The organism is Streptomyces sp. NPDC005181, from assembly GCF_040608395.1.
Lineage (GTDB): Bacteria > Actinomycetota > Actinomycetes > Streptomycetales > Streptomycetaceae > Streptomyces.
The window spans coordinates 1-19,159 of the sequence record NZ_JBEXID010000104.1 but is presented as its reverse complement, the minus strand read 5'-3'; the positions used below and the strand labels follow the sequence as shown (position 1 = coordinate 19,159).

Annotated in this window: 10 protein-coding genes and 3 pseudogenes; 10 read left to right on the top strand and 3 right to left on the bottom strand. The window is 69.5% G+C overall.

Annotation, left to right across the window (positions count from 1 at the left end; translation table 11 throughout):
• The 5 genes and pseudogenes from mobF to ABZV38_RS34940 form a co-directional block, all read left to right on the top strand.
• On the top strand, positions 1-1,258 hold a 1,258-nt coding region (gene mobF, locus ABZV38_RS34960), incomplete at its 5' end, for a MobF family relaxase (protein ID WP_356332484.1).
• A gap of 135 nt (positions 1,259-1,393) precedes the next feature.
• Entirely contained in the window at positions 1,394-2,746 is a 1,353-nt protein-coding gene (locus tag ABZV38_RS34955; RefSeq protein ID WP_356332483.1) for an endonuclease domain-containing protein, read from the top strand.
• Between the two features lie 340 nt (positions 2,747-3,086).
• The gene (locus ABZV38_RS34950; RefSeq protein WP_356332482.1) at positions 3,087-3,845 is read left to right on the top strand and encodes an IS6 family transposase; all 759 of its coding nucleotides are present in this window, start codon (positions 3,087-3,089) and stop codon (positions 3,843-3,845) included.
• A 64-nt stretch (positions 3,846-3,909) separates the two neighbouring features.
• A pseudogene (locus tag ABZV38_RS34945) lies at positions 3,910-4,054 on the top strand (cold shock domain-containing protein); the annotation flags it as partial.
• Between the two features lie 190 nt (positions 4,055-4,244).
• Entirely contained in the window at positions 4,245-4,493 is a 249-nt protein-coding gene (locus ABZV38_RS34940; RefSeq protein WP_356332481.1) for a hypothetical protein, read from the top strand.
• An 81-nt stretch (positions 4,494-4,574) separates the two neighbouring features.
• On the opposite strand, the gene ABZV38_RS34935 is transcribed toward ABZV38_RS34940, so the two are convergent.
• Both ABZV38_RS34935 and ABZV38_RS34930 read right to left on the bottom strand, forming a co-directional pair.
• Complete coding sequence (locus ABZV38_RS34935; RefSeq protein WP_356332480.1) at positions 4,575-6,386, bottom strand: S8 family serine peptidase; 1,812 nt, start codon at positions 6,384-6,386, stop codon at positions 4,575-4,577.
• 141 nt (positions 6,387-6,527) lie between these two features.
• Positions 6,528-7,085 (bottom strand): hypothetical protein, encoded by a 558-nt coding sequence (locus tag ABZV38_RS34930; RefSeq protein WP_356332479.1) that lies wholly within the window; start codon positions 7,083-7,085, stop codon positions 6,528-6,530.
• A gap of 131 nt (positions 7,086-7,216) precedes the next feature.
• On the opposite strand from ABZV38_RS34930, the gene ABZV38_RS34925 reads away from it, so the two are divergent.
• The 5 genes and pseudogenes from ABZV38_RS34925 (at position 7,217) to ABZV38_RS34905 (ending at position 18,307) form a co-directional block, all read left to right on the top strand.
• On the top strand, positions 7,217-7,903 hold the full coding sequence (locus tag ABZV38_RS34925; protein ID WP_356332478.1) for a replication-relaxation family protein: 687 nt from the start codon (positions 7,217-7,219) through the stop codon (positions 7,901-7,903).
• Between the two features lie 500 nt (positions 7,904-8,403).
• Positions 8,404-8,933: pseudogene (locus ABZV38_RS34920) on the top strand (integrase core domain-containing protein); the annotation flags it as partial.
• A 626-nt stretch (positions 8,934-9,559) separates the two neighbouring features.
• Positions 9,560-10,069 carry a hypothetical protein gene (locus ABZV38_RS34915; RefSeq protein ID WP_356332477.1) on the top strand — a complete coding sequence of 170 codons (510 nt, stop codon included), beginning with the start codon at positions 9,560-9,562 and terminating at the stop codon, positions 10,067-10,069.
• 1,078 nt (positions 10,070-11,147) lie between these two features.
• Positions 11,148-14,468 carry a S8 family serine peptidase gene (locus ABZV38_RS34910; RefSeq protein ID WP_356332476.1) on the top strand — a complete coding sequence of 1,107 codons (3,321 nt, stop codon included), beginning with the start codon at positions 11,148-11,150 and terminating at the stop codon, positions 14,466-14,468.
• Between the two features lie 305 nt (positions 14,469-14,773).
• The gene (locus tag ABZV38_RS34905; RefSeq protein WP_356332475.1) at positions 14,774-18,307 is read left to right on the top strand and encodes a S8 family serine peptidase; all 3,534 of its coding nucleotides are present in this window, start codon (positions 14,774-14,776) and stop codon (positions 18,305-18,307) included.
• A 761-nt stretch (positions 18,308-19,068) separates the two neighbouring features.
• Here the strand turns inward: ABZV38_RS34905 and ABZV38_RS34900 are convergent.
• Positions 19,069-19,159 (bottom strand): annotated as a pseudogene (locus tag ABZV38_RS34900) (transposase); the annotation flags it as partial.

The following is a 19,159-nucleotide window of genomic DNA, read 5'->3' as shown; positions in this document are numbered from 1 at the left end:
TCAAGTCACTCACTGTGCGTCACATTCCTGGTGTCAGCCGGGGCCCGACCAGCACCCAACAAGATCATCTCTTACACAAGGAAGTGAACACCCTCCGCCGGTCCGGCAGCTCATCGAGGACCTGCAGACCCGCGTCACCGGCGAGGTCCTGGCCACCGCCGAGACCGACCTGCTGTGGGTACGCGTCGGTGGCGACAGCACCGTGCAACGCGCCCGTGCCGGTGTGATCGCCGCCCGCTTCCGCCACTACGAGAACCGCGACGGCATGCCGCTGCTCCACGACCACGTGGTGCTGTCGGTCAAGGTCCGCCGCCAGGACGGCCGGTGGGGCACCCTGCACACCCGCCCGTTCCTCGAGTACGCCGTCACCCTGTCAGAGCTCTACAACCAACGCCTGATGGAAGAGATTTGCCGCGCGCTCGATCTGGCGACCGTGCCCCGCTACCCGACCGCCGGCCAGCGGCCCGTGATGGAACTCGCAGGGATCCCCGAGCAGCTCATCGACTGGGCCGCCACCCGCAACACCGCGACCATGCAGCGCCTGGCGGAACTCGCCGGCCAGTACCAGGAACGCACCCGCCAGCCCCTGACCACCAAAATCCGGCGCCGGATGATGGCACGCGCCTCCCACGAGACCCGGCCCGCCAAGAAGAAGACCGGCCAGCCCCTGCCCGCCTTGCGGGAACGCTGGCGGGACGGCGCCGTTGCCCTGGTCGGCGAGGCGGTCGTCGACAACCTCCTGCGCCTGGCCCGCCTCGCCGCCGCAGCGATCCGCACCACCGTCCGCACCGTCGTGGACGTCGCGGCCGCAGCCCTGGAGATCACCGCGATCGTCTCGGTCCACCACGGCGGCCGCTTCCGCCACCGCCACCTGCTCGCCGAAGCCCGCCGCTACCTCACCCGCACCCTCCACGGATACCCCGTCCCGCCCCTCACCGACACCGCCATCACCGCGGCCGCCATCCGCGACCACTGCATCCCCGTCGACCCGCCGAACCCCGACAAGCCGATACCGCTCGCGCACCGCACCTTCACCCCGGCCTGGGCACCCAAATCGCCCCGCAGTTCGACCACACCCGCCGCCCACCGGATCCACCACCGCGCCCGCGCTGAAGCCGCACGCCGCACCGCCCTCACTCGCACCGAAGCGCAACAGAAGCCGCCTGTACGGCAGCAAGAGCACACCCCGCAGGCCGCACCACAGCAACCGCTGCCTCCCGCCCCGAGCCAGGCACCCGCCGGGCCATCACCCAGCTGAACCAGCAGGCGCCCGCGCTGGTGTGGCCGACTTTCAGCTGACCGCGCAGGAACTGGCGGAGCTCACCGAGGCCGCCGCCTGAGGCCTGGTGGTGGGCGGCGGCCTCGAGCCTGGACCGGCCGTTAGCCTGTGGATATGTCAGAGCGTGTCATCCCGGGCCGTACGGGCGGCCTGATCACTCTGGGCGCCGCGGACGCTCTGTGGGCCGGCTTGACGGCCGGCAGCGCTGTGCCGGCGGCTTCTGCGGCGTTCACCTGCTCTCCTGCCAATGCCCGGGCGGGCTACGTCCTGCTCGGTAGCCGTGTGGTGGCGACGGTGAAGGCAAGCGGCGGCCAGTGGAGTGTTCCGGAGACTGCGGTGCGCCGGGCGGCAGCGGAACTGAACGCGGTTGAGATGGACCGCCAGGACCTGGTCCGCATCGGTCCGTTCCGTGACGGGCCGAAGCAGGAGCGCAACGAGGGAACGCCGCTGCGATGGCGCCAGCGCATCACCCGGGAACTGCAGGAGCTGGGCGCCCCCGAGCGGGCAGCACAACCTGAAGGCGGCCGGCCGCACCATCTGGCGGGAATCGACTGGCGGCGGATACTCGTGGAACAAACCCGCGGCCACACGGCGCGGACATGGTGGCTGCCGCGCGCTGTGGTCAGGCTGCTGGATGTGGCCGAGCACACCGAAACGCGGTGGCTGCGAGCCGAGCGGACCTGCCAGGCAAGCGCAACCGTCACCGAGTCGCCCTCCCACCACTGGCAGGCCCGAGCCGCCGACGGCTGGCAGACGACGAGTCCCGACTGCCCAACCGCCCCACTGCGCCCGTACAACGAGGAACTGAAAGGCCACTTGTACTCGGTACTCAGCAGGAAACCCGGCACCTCCCGCAAGGTGGCTGGGTGGACTTGCGCCATCTGCCGCACCGCACCCGCCGCCGTACTCGACCACTGCCACGAACACGGCTACGTCCGCGCCCCCGTCTGCCACTCCTGCAACACACAAGAACGACCCGACCACCTCTACAGCAACGACATCCGCGTGGCTAACCACTACACACGTCTCTTCCACACCCACACCGCCGACTGGCTCCGCCACTGGCACCGCTGCCCCGGCTGCCGCACTCGCACCACCCTGCCACTGCCACACCTCGCCGCATGGACCGCCCACATAGCCTGCCGATCACTGCGCCCGACCCACCGCGACCCTGGCGGCTCCCGCGGGCGCAAACCCTGCGGCGCGCTGCGCGTGTCCTGGACCGGCAGCCACAATGCGCCCGGTTCCTGCCTGCTCACTGTCGCCGTCGACTTGTGCCCCTCCGGCGAGCACCGTGTCCTGGCGCAAGTCTCCTACCGCGAAGCCGCCGAGCGGTTTCGCACCTGGCTGGCCGAGACCGCCCCTGCCGTGGCGGCTGAGGCCGGACCCGACCGCCTGGACGGCCTCCCCGCCCGGTTCCGGCCAGTCATCGTGGACACCAGCGGTGAGGGCCTGGCGCTTTTCTGAGCGAACAGCGAGAGACCCGACACCAACGTCGACCGGGTGATGACGAGGGCCATGATGACGAAGCCGAAGGTCAGGGCTGTCAGGCGCCGACGCAGAGCGTCGTAACGGCGGCTGGCTTTATCGACGACTCACGACAGCAGTTGTTCACGACTGCGGGAGGCACCTGCCGCGCCGGGACGTCGATGTCGACGAGAACGGGAGGCAGTGCGCCGCCGCGGCCCGCGTGACGGCGTCGATGCTGCGCGACCGATCACCCGGCCCCGTAGCCAGCGCTTTTGCCCTCGGCCACCCGGGCGCCGATGGCGGCACAGGGCGTTGTCACGTTGGCTGAAGGGGTGGGATGATCTTCGGGTTGATCGTGCTGGGGAGGGTCTGTCCCGTGGAGAGCGTGTCGCCGTCGTACAAGGGTCACCGGTATCCGGTCGAGATCATCTCCCACTGTGTGTGGCTGTACTTCCGGTTCCCGCTCAGCTTCCGCGAGGTGGAGGAGCTGATGCTGGCCCGTGGTGTGATTGTGTCTCACGAGCCGGTGCGCCGCTGGTGCCGGAAGTTCGGGCAGGCCTACGCCAACGCCCTGCGCCGCCGACGCCTCCGTCCCGGCGACAAATGGCATCTGGACGAGGTCTTCATCAAGATCAACGGGGAGCAGAAGTACCTCTGGCGGGCCGTCGACGCCGACGGCAACGTGCTCGACATCCTGGTCCAGAACCGCCGCGACAAGGCCGCGGCCAGGCGTTTCTTCCGCAGACTCCTCAAGGAGACCGGGTCCGTGCCGCGGGTGGTCGTCACCGACAAGCTCCGCTCCTACGGCGCCGCGTTGCGAGAGGTGATGCCCTCGGTCGAGCACCGCTCCCACAAAGGACTGAACAACCGGGCGGAGAACTCGCACCAGCCGACCAGGCAGCGCGAGCGCGCGATGAAGGGCTTCCGCAGCGTCGGCGGAGCCCAAAGATTCCTGGCCGCCTTCAGTGGCATCTCGCCCCACTTCCGACCCGGCCGCCACCACCGCACCGCACCCGACCACCGACTCGAGATGACCGTCCGCTTCACCATCTGGAACCAGATCACCGGCGTCACCGACCAGCCCGCTGTGGCCTGACCGAGAGCCGACAGCCGGCTCGACCACGCCCTGACGCACCGCCAGACGCCTCACCCCCGACAACGTGACAACGCCGCTCGGCTTCATCACCCAGGACGACGGCGGGCCGGACGTGTGCGTGCATTTCTCCGCCATCCGGATCACCCCGGATCACCGGCTTCAGGACCCTGGCCGAGGGCGAGCGGGTCCGGTATGAGATCACGCAGGGGATCGCAGGCCGAGTCTCGGCCCCGGCAGCACATAGCTCTCGCACTCCTGTGAGGTGCGGAATCGGCAGGTCCGGGCGCACACTGAAGGTCACCTCTCACCTCCCGGCCAGGGCTGGGAGGTGAGCCGGAGGCCGGCTCGCGTTCCTGCCTCATCCGGTCTGCCCGTGGAAGAGATGGGTGGTGGTGCCCCGTGGAGCAGCGTGCGGTGTCGGTCGAGGTGACCCCGGACGGCTATGTCGTCTCCTGCCCGGGCACGGAGGTGGTGGGGCGCGGGCCGACCGAGACGGACGCGTGGCTGGACTTCTGGGACACGGTCCGTGACGACTGGAAGCCACTCTCCGGGGAGGCGTCGGTTGCCGCTTTGGGCGGGAGGCTGCCTGCGAGCCGGGCCCGGTGGATGCCGGTGCGCACGATCCGGGTCCGCGACCTGTTCGGCTGACACCCCTGGGCGTCCTTTGTCGGCTGTCGGGTTCCGTCTCCCGGCTCCGCCACCGGGGGACGGAATTCCTGCGCGCTGTGTTCAGCTGCGGGGGTAGGGTCCGGCTGCCGCGTGCGTCTGTTCGGCGCGGTAGTCCTGCTGCTGCCAGACGTGGGGGGTGCCGAGGGCGGTGGGGGCGTCCGCGATCCCGGCACCCACGCGGGCCGGATCGGCGCCCGGCAGGGGCCGGCAGGCGGTGCGCAGCAGCGTGTACAAGAACTCGGCACGGGCCGGGGTGCGGGGCATGACCTGGGCGCGCAGATGGTCGTGGTGCGCGAGCAGTAGGGCGGCGAGGCCGGTGACGTGGGCGGCGGCGATGGCGGTGCCGTCGGCAGGGGTGTAGCCGTCTCCCAGTGCGGTGGTGACGATCGCCGTGCCGGGTGCGACCAGGTCCACCCCGGGCCCGGTGGGGGTGAACGGGGCCGGGAAGGGTCCGGGCCACGGCGGCTGCACCGCCGCGTAGGGGCTGCGGGCGGGGTAGGTGCCGGTGTGCGCGAGCGCCCCCACCGCGAGGACCCCAGGCAGGGCGGCGGGCTGGGTGAGGGGGCCGGCGGTGTCGCCGGCGGGGGCGATGACCGTGATCCCGGCCGCGTGCGCATCCAGCAGCTTCCACGCCATGAGCTGCGACGGAAATGCGTAGGCGAGGTTGATCTGGGCGATGTCGATGTCATGCGTGACGCAGTAGTCGACCGCGCGGAGCAGGTCGCTGACGTGCCCGCCGGGGAACAGTTTCAGTGCGTGCAGCTCGGCCTCCGACGCGATGCCGGTGATGCCGGTGCGGTTGTCGGCCGCGGCAATCACTCCCCCGCACCAGGTGCCGTGGCCGGTGGCATCCCGCCCCCACGTGCCGTCCCCGCCGCCGACGGTGGTGGTGAGGTCGTGGCCGTGCCGGACGCTCTCTTTGAGGTCTGGGTGGGCGGTGTTCACCCCGGAGTCCATGAGGGCGACCTTGATGCCGTGTCCGCGGTAGGTCGGGGGGATCTGGTGCAGCCGCATCGCCTGCGCCCCCCAGCCCGTCAGCGCCCGGCCGGGGGAGCCCTCGAACGTCTCTGCCAGGGCCTGTACCTCCACCACCGCCTCCCCGCCCTCGGTGAGATCGGGGCGGCCGGTCCGCAGCGGCCAGTAGCCGCTGACGGGCCGCACATACAGCCCCTGGAGGGTGTCCGGCGTGTCCGCCGCCAGCGTCAGGCTCACCCGCCCGTCGCGGCCCGTGACCCCGTGCACCGGAATACTGCTGCCGATCGCCCACACGTGCGCCCCGGCCACCGCCTGACCGTCACCGCCCACCACCCGCAGCCTGACCGTTCCGGGCTCCTCCAGGGTGATGGCGAGCATCGGATCCACCACCGGCAGCGCAGTGCCCATGCCGGCGCTGATCGGTGGGGTGGGGGTGTAGGCGAGGGGCTGGTCGATCTCCACGACCACCTGCGGGTTCGCCGCCAAAGCGCGGGCCCGCTGCTCGGGCATCGCGACCACCGCGACAGGAGGGCAGGCCGGATGCGGCTCCGTGATCGCCCCCAAGCCCCGGGGACGGGACGGGCGCAGCTGTGCCACCGGTTCCACGTCGGGGTCCTCCTCGAGCAGGGCGAACAATGCTCCGGCTTCGACCGGCGGCACCCCGCCTGCCAGCATCCCTGCCGGGCGCGGCGCCACCAGATACCGGCCCCACCCCGCCCGCACACCCCGGCCCTGTTCATACCCCAGCGCCTGCGCCTCCCCGCCGAGCCGGCCGGCCGGCTCACCCGTCCCGCCCGCGGCCTCGCCGGTCTGCTCCGCCGCGGCCTTCTGCGCCTGGGCCTTGCCCTTGCCGTTACCGCCGTTGCCCGGCTTCACACCGCCGCCTTGCTCACTCATCACACAAACCGCCATCTCACACTCAAGGGTTGCTTCACTTGTCACATCACGTCGCACAAGCTGCTGCGTGGTGGGAGCGGCACCTCGCCCCCACCACGCAGCCCGTCACTGCGGCGCCTCGCCGCCCGGCGTGAGGGGCTGTTACATGCCCAGAGGCGACAGCTGCCCGTACTGCGGCTGCTGCCCGAACATGCCCTGCCCCTGGCCAAGCCCCGGGAACTGGCCGCCCTGTCCCATCTGGCCCTGCGGCTGCAGGCCCGGGAACTGGCCGAACTGCTGCTGGCCCTGCTGGCCCTGCTGGCCCTGCTGGCTCTGCTGCACCAGCGTCAGGATCGCGATAGGCAGCGCCTGCTGCACGGACTGCTCCACAGCGCTTCGCACGCCCTGGAGCAGGGTGTGGTGCAGCGCCACAGCCAGGTACGGGTGCGCCTGGTGGGCCAAGCCCTGCTGCTGCAGCTGCTGCTGAACCTGCTGGATCTGCTGCAGCGTCTGCTGCATGCGCTGCGCCACCTGCTGGCTCGCCTGCTGGCAGGCCTGCTGGATCGACTGCTGAACCACCTGCGCGATCTGCTGCTGCGACCCGGCGATCTGCTGGCCGAACGGCTGCTGGTCCTGGCCCTGCTGCCCCCAGGGCTGCTGCTGGCCGAACGGCTGCTGGGTCTGGGGCTGGCTGATCTGTTGGGGGGTGTAGACGGACATGCGGGACTCCTCCTTGAGCCTTGCGGGTGGACACGGCCAGGCGCCGAACCTGAAAGCCGGTCCGCCGCCGCCATCGAGCAGCAAACCACCAACCGACGAAGAATACATTCCGGGACATACCGCCAAGGGGAGTGCCGTCGGGGGAGAGGCCCCGCCTGGGCACAGGTACCGGTGTGGCTGTCCCATCCGGCGGTGCGGCCGCCAGGGCAACTGGCCGAGGCCGGCTGCCGGGGTGCAGGCTGAGAGATGAGCGTGCAGCCGTCTTCCGGCGCTCACGGTGCGTCTGGGTTGCCGCCGCTGTCGCCGATGCTGGCGGTGGCGGGCCCGCCGCCGGGACCAAAGAGGGAGGCCGAGTACGCGTTCGAGACGCTGTGGAACGGGGCCCGGGTGATCGCCCATCTGCCCGGGGCAGCCTGCGTGCCGATGCGGTGCTGACGGCGCCGGAGGACCAGGTGCCGGTGTTGTTCGTGGAGGTCGACAACCACACCGAACCCGCGGCGGTCGTGGCCGCGAAGATCGAGCGGTACCGCCGGTTCTTCCGACGCCAGGTGAAGAACGACCGGGGCCGTGACGTCCCGCTGTGGTCGACGCTGTGGGACGACTTTGGCCGCGGCGGCTACCCGCCCCTCGCCCTGGTCTTCACGAAGGACGTCGGCGCACAGGCCCGGATGAACCGCATCAAGACCATCCGCGACCTGTCCCGTGCCTACTGGCAGCCCCGCTGGCAAAGCCCACACGGCTGGTCCCCCAAGGACACGGAGGAGAACGGCTGGTGGGACTTCACCGGCACCGTCCCCGTCATCGCCACCCACCTCTGACAAATCCGCTGTTGATCACTGAGATAGCAGTTTCCTGACCTGTGGATACAGTGATCGTTTCCGGATTTCGCGCTCTGGTGTGGCGCTGCTCTGGGCAGGGGTCTTCATAGGGCGGAGATGTTGGGAAGGCCGCTGAGCTGCGAATGTAGTGATCGTTTCGGATTGTAGTGATCGTCGCGAAATTTCCCTTTCTCGGTGGGCTGTGGTCTGCCCTCTGTGGGAGTGATCTCTGCTGTCGTTCCGTGCCGCGCACGCAGCTGATGGTCCGGCTGCCTCTGGAGCGGAGCCAACCGACGGGCCGAGGCCCTGAATGCCAAGCAACAGACCTCCCGTCTCTCCCGCCGCAGCCCAGCACGTTGACGCCACGGAGGACGAAGGGGCCGACATCGTCATCTACCCAGCCAGCGTTCGCGGCGTGCCGCCCGGCGTCCAGAGTGCGGAGGCCATTCCCGCGGGACGTTTCGCCGGCTGCCCGGGTGTGGGGCTCGGAAAGTTGTTTGGAGCACGGCATCCCGCCCGCCCCCGAACGCGAAGGCACGACCTGGGCTGACTTTCTGTGCAGCCAGGCCGACGCGCTCCTCGCCTGCGACTTCTTCGAGACCCGCGCCCTGGCCGGGGCACGCCTGTACGTTTTCGCCGTCATCGAGCACACCAGCCGCAGGATCCGGATCTTGGGCGCCACCGCACACCCCACCGCGGACTGGGTGGTACAGGTCGGACGTAATCTCGCCATGGATCTCCAGGACGCGGGCAGCACGGCCAAGTTCTTGATCCGCGAGCGGGACTCCAAGTTCACCAAGGCCTTCGATGCCGTGATGGCTGACGCCGGGCTGGAGGTCATCCTCAGCGGTATCCGGATGCCGCGGATTCGATCATGGAGCGATGGATACAAATCTGTCGACGTGAGCTGCTGGACCGTACCCTCATATGGGGCCAGCAGCACCTACTCCACGCCCTGCGCGAGTTCGAGTCGTTTTACAACGGCCATCGCCCCCACCGGGCCCTGGGGCAAGCCGCTCCGCTCCGCCCGCCAGGCGTGGCCCGGGTGGCGATTGCGTCCGTACTCGCTGGAGTCCTGGGTGTCCTGCTCAGCCGTGCAGCGAGCTGCGAAGTCGCGCGGGTGGGGAGGCCACCCGCTCGCCCATGCAGCCTGACCTGTCGAGGACATCCAGGAGCCCTGATGGCAGTAGAGATCGTCTACGAGACACACGCCACCACCACCGACAACGAGGCCGGCATCGCCACCGGCTAGCTCCCGGGCCGACTCTCGGACCTGGGCTGCCGCCAGGCCAGGGAGCTGGGCGAGCCGAGGGCCATCATCCTGCGGTCCCTCGCCTCGCCCCTGCCCAATTGGTGATCCGGGCGTTCGGGACCGATCGGAGGAAGCCCGCGTTCCCAGACCTGGGCGGACACGGTGACCGTGTGTCTTCACGGGGCATGGGCGGGTCCGCCCGACGCACTGGGTACGCGTCGGGCGGACCCGTGGCCGGGGGCGGGGGCGGATCGGCGCAGGCCGGTGGCAACGGACCAAACGACTGGCGCTGCCACCGTGATCCGATGTGACCACCGCGGTGACGTAGCCATCGAAAGCGCCGTGTCCTCAGAGCGCTGTCATGGCAGAGCGAGTGATCGCCAGGGAGCCGTAGAGTCGCGACCATGGACGACTCGTTCGAGACGATCTTGACGAACCACTGTCCGTTCGGGGGCCGGCACCCGCTTCCCGAGGGAGCGCAGGGAATGATCAGCGGAGACGAACACGGCCTCACACAGCTGCTCTCGGGGGTCTATGCCGATTGCGCATACTGCAAGGAACATGTGGACGCGCGCTTCCTGCGCGATGCCGGAGACGGATACGTCCTCTTCTGCACGATGACCGCTGTATGGCTGTGCTCGTATGCACAAATACGCGCATATCAAGGGCTACCGCTGGTCGAAACTGCGGACGTGCTGCTTCCGCCCGCCGTATTCAGGGAGCTGCGTCCACGAACGCGCAGCATTCTCGGCAAGATCCTGTTGTTCCCCTGCGAAGCTCCTGGCGGCTTGCCCGCCGCTCAACCAGACCCCGTGGGGATGGCAGAGATACTGATCAACCACACCAACGGACTGGATCGCTCGGACATTTGGCGGGACGCCTGCCTGACATGCCGTCTGACGCCCACCCACTGACACCAAACCAGCACATCACGGACAGCCCATCTGCGCTGCCGTCGCTCTGCGCGACTGATCATTCTGAAATAGTGAGAGCGTGTCAGCCCCAAACTCCCCATGATGTGACACGTTGCCACAACGTTGACTCTGCTGTTCAGAGCGGCTTTCCCGCACAGCCCGCGGAAGTGTGCGGCAGGCATACTCCGAGCACGCCGACGTGGCATGTCCGCGGCGGCCTGGGGTAGTCCGGGCACGGTCGGCGCCCCACGCGACGGCCATCGTTCAAAACGACGAATTCCGTGGGTGGCCTGCGAAAACGCCAACTACCCGCCTTTGGGCCGAACCCCCTGTCGTGATCCACCATGTCTTCGAGCATGCTGGTGGCCGTCCGGCCGGGACGGGGCGCGAAGCGGGCGCAATGGCCGCAGGCAGGTGAGGAGCACAGCGGCGCCTGCGCCTCGCAGGGCATTCCACGGCCCTGCCGGCGCAGGGCCGACGGCCGATCCATGACGGGCGATCACCTACTGCGGCTTGGCCGGGTCTGCTGTGTCGTTCCGATTCGTCAGTTCCTGTCGCGGTGGTGAGGGTGCCGGTCACGCCCATGGTGTGGTCGGTGCCGGCCTGGCGGGCGCACCCACTCAACGGCCCCGGCCCTGAGATTTGTGCACGGGTTGGACGCGAGTTGACGATGGGAGCCGCCAGAGGCTCTTGGCCCTCGGCATCCTGGGCGCAGCGCGACAGGGGAAGCGCGACGGGCCGTCAGTCCGGCTCGGGCCGTCGGCGACGGGCCCGTCAGTACAGCTCGAGCCACCAGCGACGGGCCGTCAGTCGGCGCGGCCTGACCTCACCTTCGATGCGAAGCCGAGCCCGATGCCATTCCACAAAGTGTGTTGGCCGCGACAAGCCACCTCCGCGCCGCGATTCCGGCACCATTTGATGTGATTCGTACCGTCGGCGCCGAGTCGCAAAGGTGACATGGCACTGGGATGACACGAACAAACGTTGTGTTTTGTCGATAGTGGCGTCACGCTGTCCCTCCATGACCCCTTTGATCAAAAAACAGCGGCCGAGGGTCCACAGACCCCGGTCGCAGTATGTGGCGGCCACTGCGCTCGCGGCGTTGCTCGTGGGCCTGACTGTCACACCGGGTGCCGCTCAGGGCGCCGATCAGGCCGACACGCCACGGCCGAGCAACCAGGCCGCAAAGTCGCACGGCGTCACCCGGCACCATGTCACCCTGATCACGGGCGACCGCGTCACGCTGGAGACGGACCCGTCGGGCAAGCAGAGCGTTTCGGTGGAGCCGGCCAAGGGCCGGGAGCACCTCACGTTTCTCAAGCGCCAGGACGGTGACGACTGGACGGTCATACCCGTCGACGCACTTCCCCTGATCGCGGCGGACCGCCTCGACAGGGCCCTGTTCAACGTCTCGGCCCTGGTCAAGGGGAAGTATGCCGAGCGCACGAGTCTGCCGCTGATCGTCGATTTCGCGGGTGACGCGCGGACCGTCGCGAGCCGGCTCACCGCGGCCGGTGCCGGCAAGGTCCACGCCATCCCCGGGACGTCGTTCGCGACCCTCGGTGAAGACCGCAAGGACGCCGCGGAGTTCTGGGAGAACATCGCCCCCGCCAAGTCGGGCGCCACGTCCATGGGCGCGGGCGTACGCCGGGTGTGGCTCGACGGCCGTGCCAAGGTCTCGCTCGACCGGACGGTGCCTCACATCGGTGCCCCCCAGGCCTGGGCGAAGGGCCTCAAGGGCGACGGTGTCAAGGTCGCGGTGCTCGACACCGGCTACGACCCGAACCACCCTGACCTCAAGGGCCTCGTCGAGGACTCCGCGAACTTCACCAGCGAGCCGAACACCGACGACCAGCACGGCCACGGCACCCACGTGACCTCGACCGTCGCCGGTTCCGGCGCGGCTTCCGGCGGCACGCACAAGGGCGTCGCGCCCGGCGTGCGGATCCTGTCCGGCAAGGTCTGCGACGCGAACGGCTCCTGCGACAACTCCGCCATTCTCGAGGGCCTGGCCTGGGCCGCCCAGCACGGCGCCAAGGTGATCAGCCTCAGCCTGGGCGATGTCGACACCCCGGAGACCGACGCCCTCGAGGCCATGGTCGACACCCTCACCCGTGACTACGGTGTCCTGGTCGTGGCCGCGGCCGGCAACGAAGGCCCCGGCAAGGTCTCGTCCCCCGGCTCCGCCGACCGCGCACTGGCCGTCGCCGCCACCGACATCGACGACGAGGTCGCAGACTTCTCCTCGGTCGGCCCGCGGGTGGGCGACTTCGGCCTCAAGCCGGACATCGCGGCCCCCGGTGTCGGCGTGGTCGCCGCCCAGGCGGGCGGTACGACAGCCGAGGACGGCTACATCGGCATGTCCGGGACGTCCATGGCGACCCCGCATGTCGCCGGTGCCGCCGCCATCGTGTTCCAGCAGCACCCCGACTGGACCGCGGAGCAGGTCAAGCGCCAGCTGATGCAGTCGACGACGGGCGGCCTCGAGCGCGGCGCCTACCGCCAGGGCGCCGGCCGGGTCGACATCGCACGAGTGATCGACCAGCAGGTGAGCGCCGAGCCCACCGGACTGGACTACGGGCAGATCCGCTGGTCCGACGGCGCTCGGCCGCCGGTCGACAAGACGGTCACCTACCGCAATCCGACCAGCAAGCCGGTCACCCTGGACCTGTCGCTCAACGTGTCCCACGACGGTGACAAGCCCGCGCCGGCAGGCCTCTTCCGGCTCAGCGCGGACAAGGTCACCGTGCCCGCGCAGGGCACCGCGAACGTCACCGTCACCGCGACCCCGGAGACGGCCACGACCTACGCGGCGTACAGCGGCGTGGTCATCGCGTCGACCGCCGACAAGGCCGTCTCGGTGCGTGTCCCGATCGGTATGGACGTCGAGCAGCCGTCCCACGATCTGCGCATCACCATGAAGGACCGCTCGGGCAAGGCTCCCGACCACGCCTACCTGATCGTCGGCTCGGCTGGTCACATGCTCCACGAGCTGGAACTGCACGGCAAGGCCAGCACCGTGGTGAGGCTGCCGCGCGACAACAACTCCTACTCGGTGAACGGCTTCTTCTTCGACGCGGAGTTCACCGAGGGCACCGTGGTCGGTACGCCGAAGGTCGTGATGAACGCCGACCAGGACGTCACCTTCGACGCCCGGAAGGCGAAGCCTGTCACGGTCTCGGCCCCGAGCCGCTCGGCCCGCATCATGTCGGCCGAGATCGGCACCGCGGGACTGGACGGCGGGCTGTTCTCCGTCTCCATGAACGACGCGATCGGCGACGACCACATCGAGGGCCTGTACGCGACCCCGAGCGCGCGGGACAAGGACTCGAAGTTCACCTATCTCGTCAGCACCATCTGGGGCGAGCCCGACGGCGCCGACGGAAACCCCTCGTCGGCCTACTACCTGACCTGGCCGGTGCGTGGGGCCATCCCGGCGGACCCCGGCTACAACCCCCGCAAGTCGGAACTGGCCAGGGTCAACACCACTTTCGCCGCCACCGAACCGCGCAGCACCGCGTACCGCAGTGTCTGGATGTATCTCGACAAATTCCGTTTCTACCACGGGATGGACGGGCTTCCGGTTCCGAACCATCGGGTCGACTACTTCTCGACGGCCAAGGAACTGCGCTGGCAGACCGTTTTCGAGCAGAACTTCATGACGAAGCCCGACAGTCACGGACAGGGCTTCCTCGGCCCCATACACGGCTACAAGGCCGGATCCGTCGAGGAGCGCTGGAACGGCGGAGTTCAGGCCATGGGCTTCGCGCCCGAGGGGGTGAACACCTTCCGTGAGGGCGACTTCATGTCGTTCGTCATCCAGGACTCTGCCAGCGGAAACCTCGACATGGCGGCCGGAACGTCGACCATCAGCCGGTCCGGGTGGCAGCTGCGGCGCAACGGTGCCCTGGTCGCGGACACCCGGAGCTTCGCTTATGTACCGGCCGATGCCGCACCCGCCGACTACCGCCTGACGTTCGAGCAGGACCGCGACCCCGTCAAGAGCTCCATCTCCACACAGCTGCAGGCCGAATGGAATTTCCGGTCGCAGACGACGGCGGCCCGGCAGGTGCTGCCGCTGTACGCGGTGCGCATGTCGCCGGAACTCGACGAGTGGAACCGTGCCAAGGCCGGCCACAGGCTTGACATCCCGGTCCTGATCCAGAGCCCGCCCGGCGCCTCCGAGCCGTCGATCCGCACCTTCACCACCGAGGTCTCCTACGACGAGGGCAAGACCTGGCACTCCGCCAAGGTCAAGGGTTCCGGTACGAAGCGCACCGTGAGCGTCGACCACCCGCACCGCTCTGCGGGCGGCTCGGTCTCGCTGCGCTCCTACGTCAAGGACGCCGCGGGCAACTCGTTCAAGCAGACCGTCATCAAGGCCTACCTCCTCAAGTAGCCGGCTGACGGCAGCAGGGGGCCCGGCGGAATCCGTCCGCCGGGCCCCTTCCGCTACGCCCGGATGCCAATACTGCGGCGGAGAACAACCCTCGGCTACGCCGAGCCAACGAAAGGACACCGTTGAAGCCACACCGCAGACGCAGGAGCCTGCCGGTCATCGCCGGCGCGTGGATCCTTGCGCTGACAAGTCCGTTCACCGCATCGGCCGCGCCCCCTTCCGCCCCGCCCCAACCCCCCTCCTCGGCCGGCCCGGGCGCTGTGCCCACCGGCGAACACACCGTCACCCTGATTACCGGCGACGTGGTGACCGCCCGTCAGGTCCCTGGGGCCGACGGCAAGCGCGGGGGCGTCGTCACCGTGCGCGGCGCGGACGGACGGCCTGCGCAGACCCGCATCACGGAGTTGGGCGACGACCTCTACGCGTACCCCGAGTCCGCGCTGCCCTTCGTGGCGCAGGGGATCCTGGACCGGCAGCTGTTCAACATCACGGCCCTGATCGCGGACGGATACGACGACGCGCACCGCAAGCGGCTGCCGCTGATCGTCTCCTACACCAAGGCCGACGCCGCGCGCCGCGCGCCCGCCGTCCCCGAGGGTGCGTCCCGGGTACGGAACCTGGACAGCATCCAGGGCGCCGCCCTGACCGTGGAACGCTCCCGCGCGGACGCCTTCTGGAACTCTCTGGCCGGGGCGGCGACGGCCGACGGCGCGCGGGCACAGGACGCCGAGCCGTCCTTCGGCCGCGGCGTCGCGCGTATCTGGCTCGACGGTCTCGTACACGCCGACCTCGCCGAAAGCACCGAGCAGATCGGCGCCCCGAAGGTATGGGCGGACGGCAACACCGGTCAAGGCGTGGACGTGGCCGTCCTTGACACCGGTGTCGACGCCGGTCATCCGGATCTCGCGGACCGTATCGCGGCGCGGCAGAGCTTCGTACCGGACGAGAACACGGACGACTACTCCGGGCACGGCACCCACGTCGCGTCCACCATCGCCGGCACCGGTGCGGCCTCCGACGGACAGGAGAAGGGCGTCGCGCCCGGTTCCCGTCTCCGTATCGGCAAGGTGCTCGGCAACGCCGGCAGCGGGCTGACCTCCTGGGTCCTGGCCGGCATGGAGTGGGCGGCGGTCGACCAGCAGGCCAAGGTCATCAACATGAGCCTCGGCTCCGATCAGTGGTCCGACGGAACCGACCCTCTCAGCCAGGCCGCCGACCGTCTCAGCGCCGAGACCGGCGCACTGTTCGTGACCGCCGCCGGCAACACGGGCACATCCGGCGCCATCAGCGGGCCGGGGGCGGCGAACGCCGCACTGACCGTGGGAGCGGTCGACTCCACCGACTCCGTCCCCTTCTTCTCCAGCACGGGCCCCCGCGTCGACGGCGCACTGAAGCCGGAGATCAGCGCCCCCGGAGTCGACATCCTCGCGGCCAACTCCCAGTTCAGCGACAACGGACTGGGCTCCTACCAGGCCCTGAGCGGCACTTCCATGGCCACGCCCCACGTCGCCGGCGCAGCCGCCCTCCTCGCCGCCGCCCGTCCGGAACTCACCGGCGGCCAGTTGAAGGACCTGCTGACCAGTCGCTCCAAGCAGACCCGGTACAACGCCTTCGATGCCGGCAGCGGCCGACTGGACGTCGCCGCGGCATCGCACGCCGAAGTCTTCGCCACGGCGACCGCGTACGCGGCGCAGGGCACGGGCGGCGCCGTCCAGCGCCCGGTGACCTACACCAACACCACCGACGCGCCGGTCACCCTGGCGCTGTCCGTCGCGGAGACCCACGCCCCCGCCGGGACGTTCCGGCTGTCCGCCTCCCAGGTGGTCGTGCCCGCGCACGGCACGGCCGACGTCAAGGTGACGATCGACAGCTCCGGCATCACCGATCCCGGCCGCCACACCGGCCAGGTACTGGCGAAGGACAAGGCCGGGAACGTTGCGGCGCACACCGCGGTCGGCGTCGGCTTCGTCGCGCGCAAGCTGACCTTGGAGTTCAAGGATGCCAAGGGTCAGCCCATGTCCGGCGTCGCCCAGGTGTTCAGGTCGGGCGACCCGGCTGCCCCGATGTTCGTCCTGGTCGGCTCCTCCGGCGGGCACATCTACGTGCCCATGGGCATCTACTCGGTGCTGGCCTTCAAGACGGTCGAGGGCGTCCACGGCCCCCACTCCAAAGGCATGGCCCTGCTCGGTGACCCGGAGGTCCACCTGAAGGCCGACACTACCGTCACGTTCGACGCCGCCAAGATCAGCCGGATCGACACGACAACCCCGCAGCGGACCGAGGTGACCTACCAGCGGCTGGACTATCACCGCTCGATGGGGGGCGTTATCTGGCGGGACTACATGGAGACGCAGACCAACTTCGACAGCCTGTGGGCCCAGCCGGCCACCGACAAGGTCACGCACGGCGACTTCTACCTGGCCGCTCGCTGGCGCAAGGAGCAGCCCGCGCTGGCCGTCTCCACCCGTACGGCCGACTTCACCGATGTACTGCGCCAGGACGGCGTCACCCCGCTGCCCACGGGCACCAGGAAGCTGCCGCTGGTCTTCGCGGGCCAGGGTGCGAGCGCGGACTACACCCACCTCGACGCACGTGGCAAGGCCGTGGCGGTCCGCCGCAACGACGACGTCTCCGACATCGACCAGGCGGCCAACGCGATGGCCGCGGGCGCGAAGCTCATGCTGGTCGTGAACAACGAGGACGGCCGCGGTTTCCGCGGCTACAACCAGCCGTTCGGGCCGCCCGTCCCGCTCGATGTGGGGCTGCTCAGCCCCGACGAGGGCGAGAGGCTCGTCCAGCAGGCCAAGGTCCGCAAGGCGGAGGTCACCGTCGCCTCCCAGCCGGTCAGCCCGTACGTCTACGACCTCATGCAGACCTGGCACGACCAGATCCCGAACAACATGGTGGTGCGGGGCAGCGCCAAGAACCTCGCCCGGATCGACGTCACGTTTGCGAGCCCGGCCCCGGACCGCGAAACCGGCGGCGAGTTCCGCTTCGACCGGCCCACGTACAACAACTGGGCCATCGGCACCAGCATGCCGGAGCCGGCGAAGGGGAAGCGCACCGACTGGGTCTCCACCGGGAGCGACTACAGCTGGAGTCAGGAGGCGTACGCCGACGGCGTGATCTACGAAGTCGAGCCCAAGACCTCCTACCGGGCGGGCAGCACACAGTCCCAGGAGTGGTTCAAGCCGATCCAGCGCCCCTTCCTGAACGACGCCTTCCGCCAGCCCACCCGCAAGGGCAGCCACCTGTACATCGACATCCCGGGCTGGGGCAGCCGGAACCACGTCGGCATGGACCAGTACGGCGTCGGAACCAGCCAGCAGCAGACCCTCTACCAGGGCAGCACCCAACTGGGCCAGGGGAACTTCACATCCGTGTGGGGAGACGCCCCCAGCGCCGACAAGCTGCCGTACCGGCTGGTCGTCACCGCTGAGCGCGATGTGCCCTTCACGCCGTACTCGACCAGCACGCGCACCGAGTGGGACTTCACCTCGAAGGCCCAGGCGGACGACTCCGCCGCGGTGCTGCCGCTGGTGCAGCTCGACTACAGGATCGGCACCGACGGCGCGGGACGCGCGGGGCGGCACGACACCCTGTCCGTCACCGCCGCTCATCTGCCGGATGCCGCCGGCGCCGGGAAGATCGGCGCGGTCGGCGTGGAGCTGTCCTACGACGAAGGCCGGACCTGGCACAAAGCCGACTGCGGCCGTGACGGGCGATTCCGTCTGGACGCTCCCAGGAAGGCGTCGTCCGTCTCGCTGAGGACGAACGCCAAGGACGCGGCGGGCAACGCGGTGCGCCAGACGGTGATCAAGGCGTTCGGCCTGCGCTGAGCAACGAGGCTCTTGGACGCGCTCGACCCGGCCCGGGGCTATGCCGCCCACCCTGTGGTGGTCCGCCGCGAGCAGCGGACCGCCGCAGGGCAGGTCGAACTGAGCCCGCGGCAGCACGATCGGGGCCGCGGGCGGTCACCCCGTCCTCCAGGGGTGAACGGTTCGCATTCGCCACGGCGTCTCGTGGAACGTTCAGCCCCGGGCTTCCGGCCGCGACGAGAAGATCCTCGCCGCGGCCGGCGATGCTCGGCACGGCTGCGCCAGACGCTGTCGGACCCGGCGGCCCTGCAGCGATGGTCACTGGTGAGCGCACCGTCGCCGGGATCTGGCACCCCACCCTGCGAGCCAACGAGCAGCGCAACCTGGGGCGGTGCAACTCGCGTACGCCTGGTCCACTTCGCACCCGACGACATCCCCGGGACGGGGTCACCTCGCGGTGGCCGGGTTGAGAACCTGCGGGGAGACGAAAGCTGGGACTCGACTCCGCACACGCACGCGCGGTCCTTGCGGCCGCCCCCACCCTGACCTCTCGTGAGGCATCCGGTGGTGGTGGGCCGATAGGTCTGGCGTACGTCGACGTCGACGGTTCCAGGACCGCATATCTGGGCCTGGTTGCGGGTGGGTCCGGGAGCGAGGTGGAACACGAACCTTGTCCACAGCAAGTAGCAGTCGTCGCTGGTGTTGGAGAGTGTTCCGCTGAGTACCAAGTCGCGCGTCAAGCCGGAGCTCGCCGGCTCGGTCCATCGCTGTCCCGCAGGCACGTCGCGGACGCCTCTGTTCTTGATCTCGGTCAGGACGGTGGTCCAGTACTTGGAGCCCTCGCCGCCGTCGCCGGCCCACAATCCGAGGATC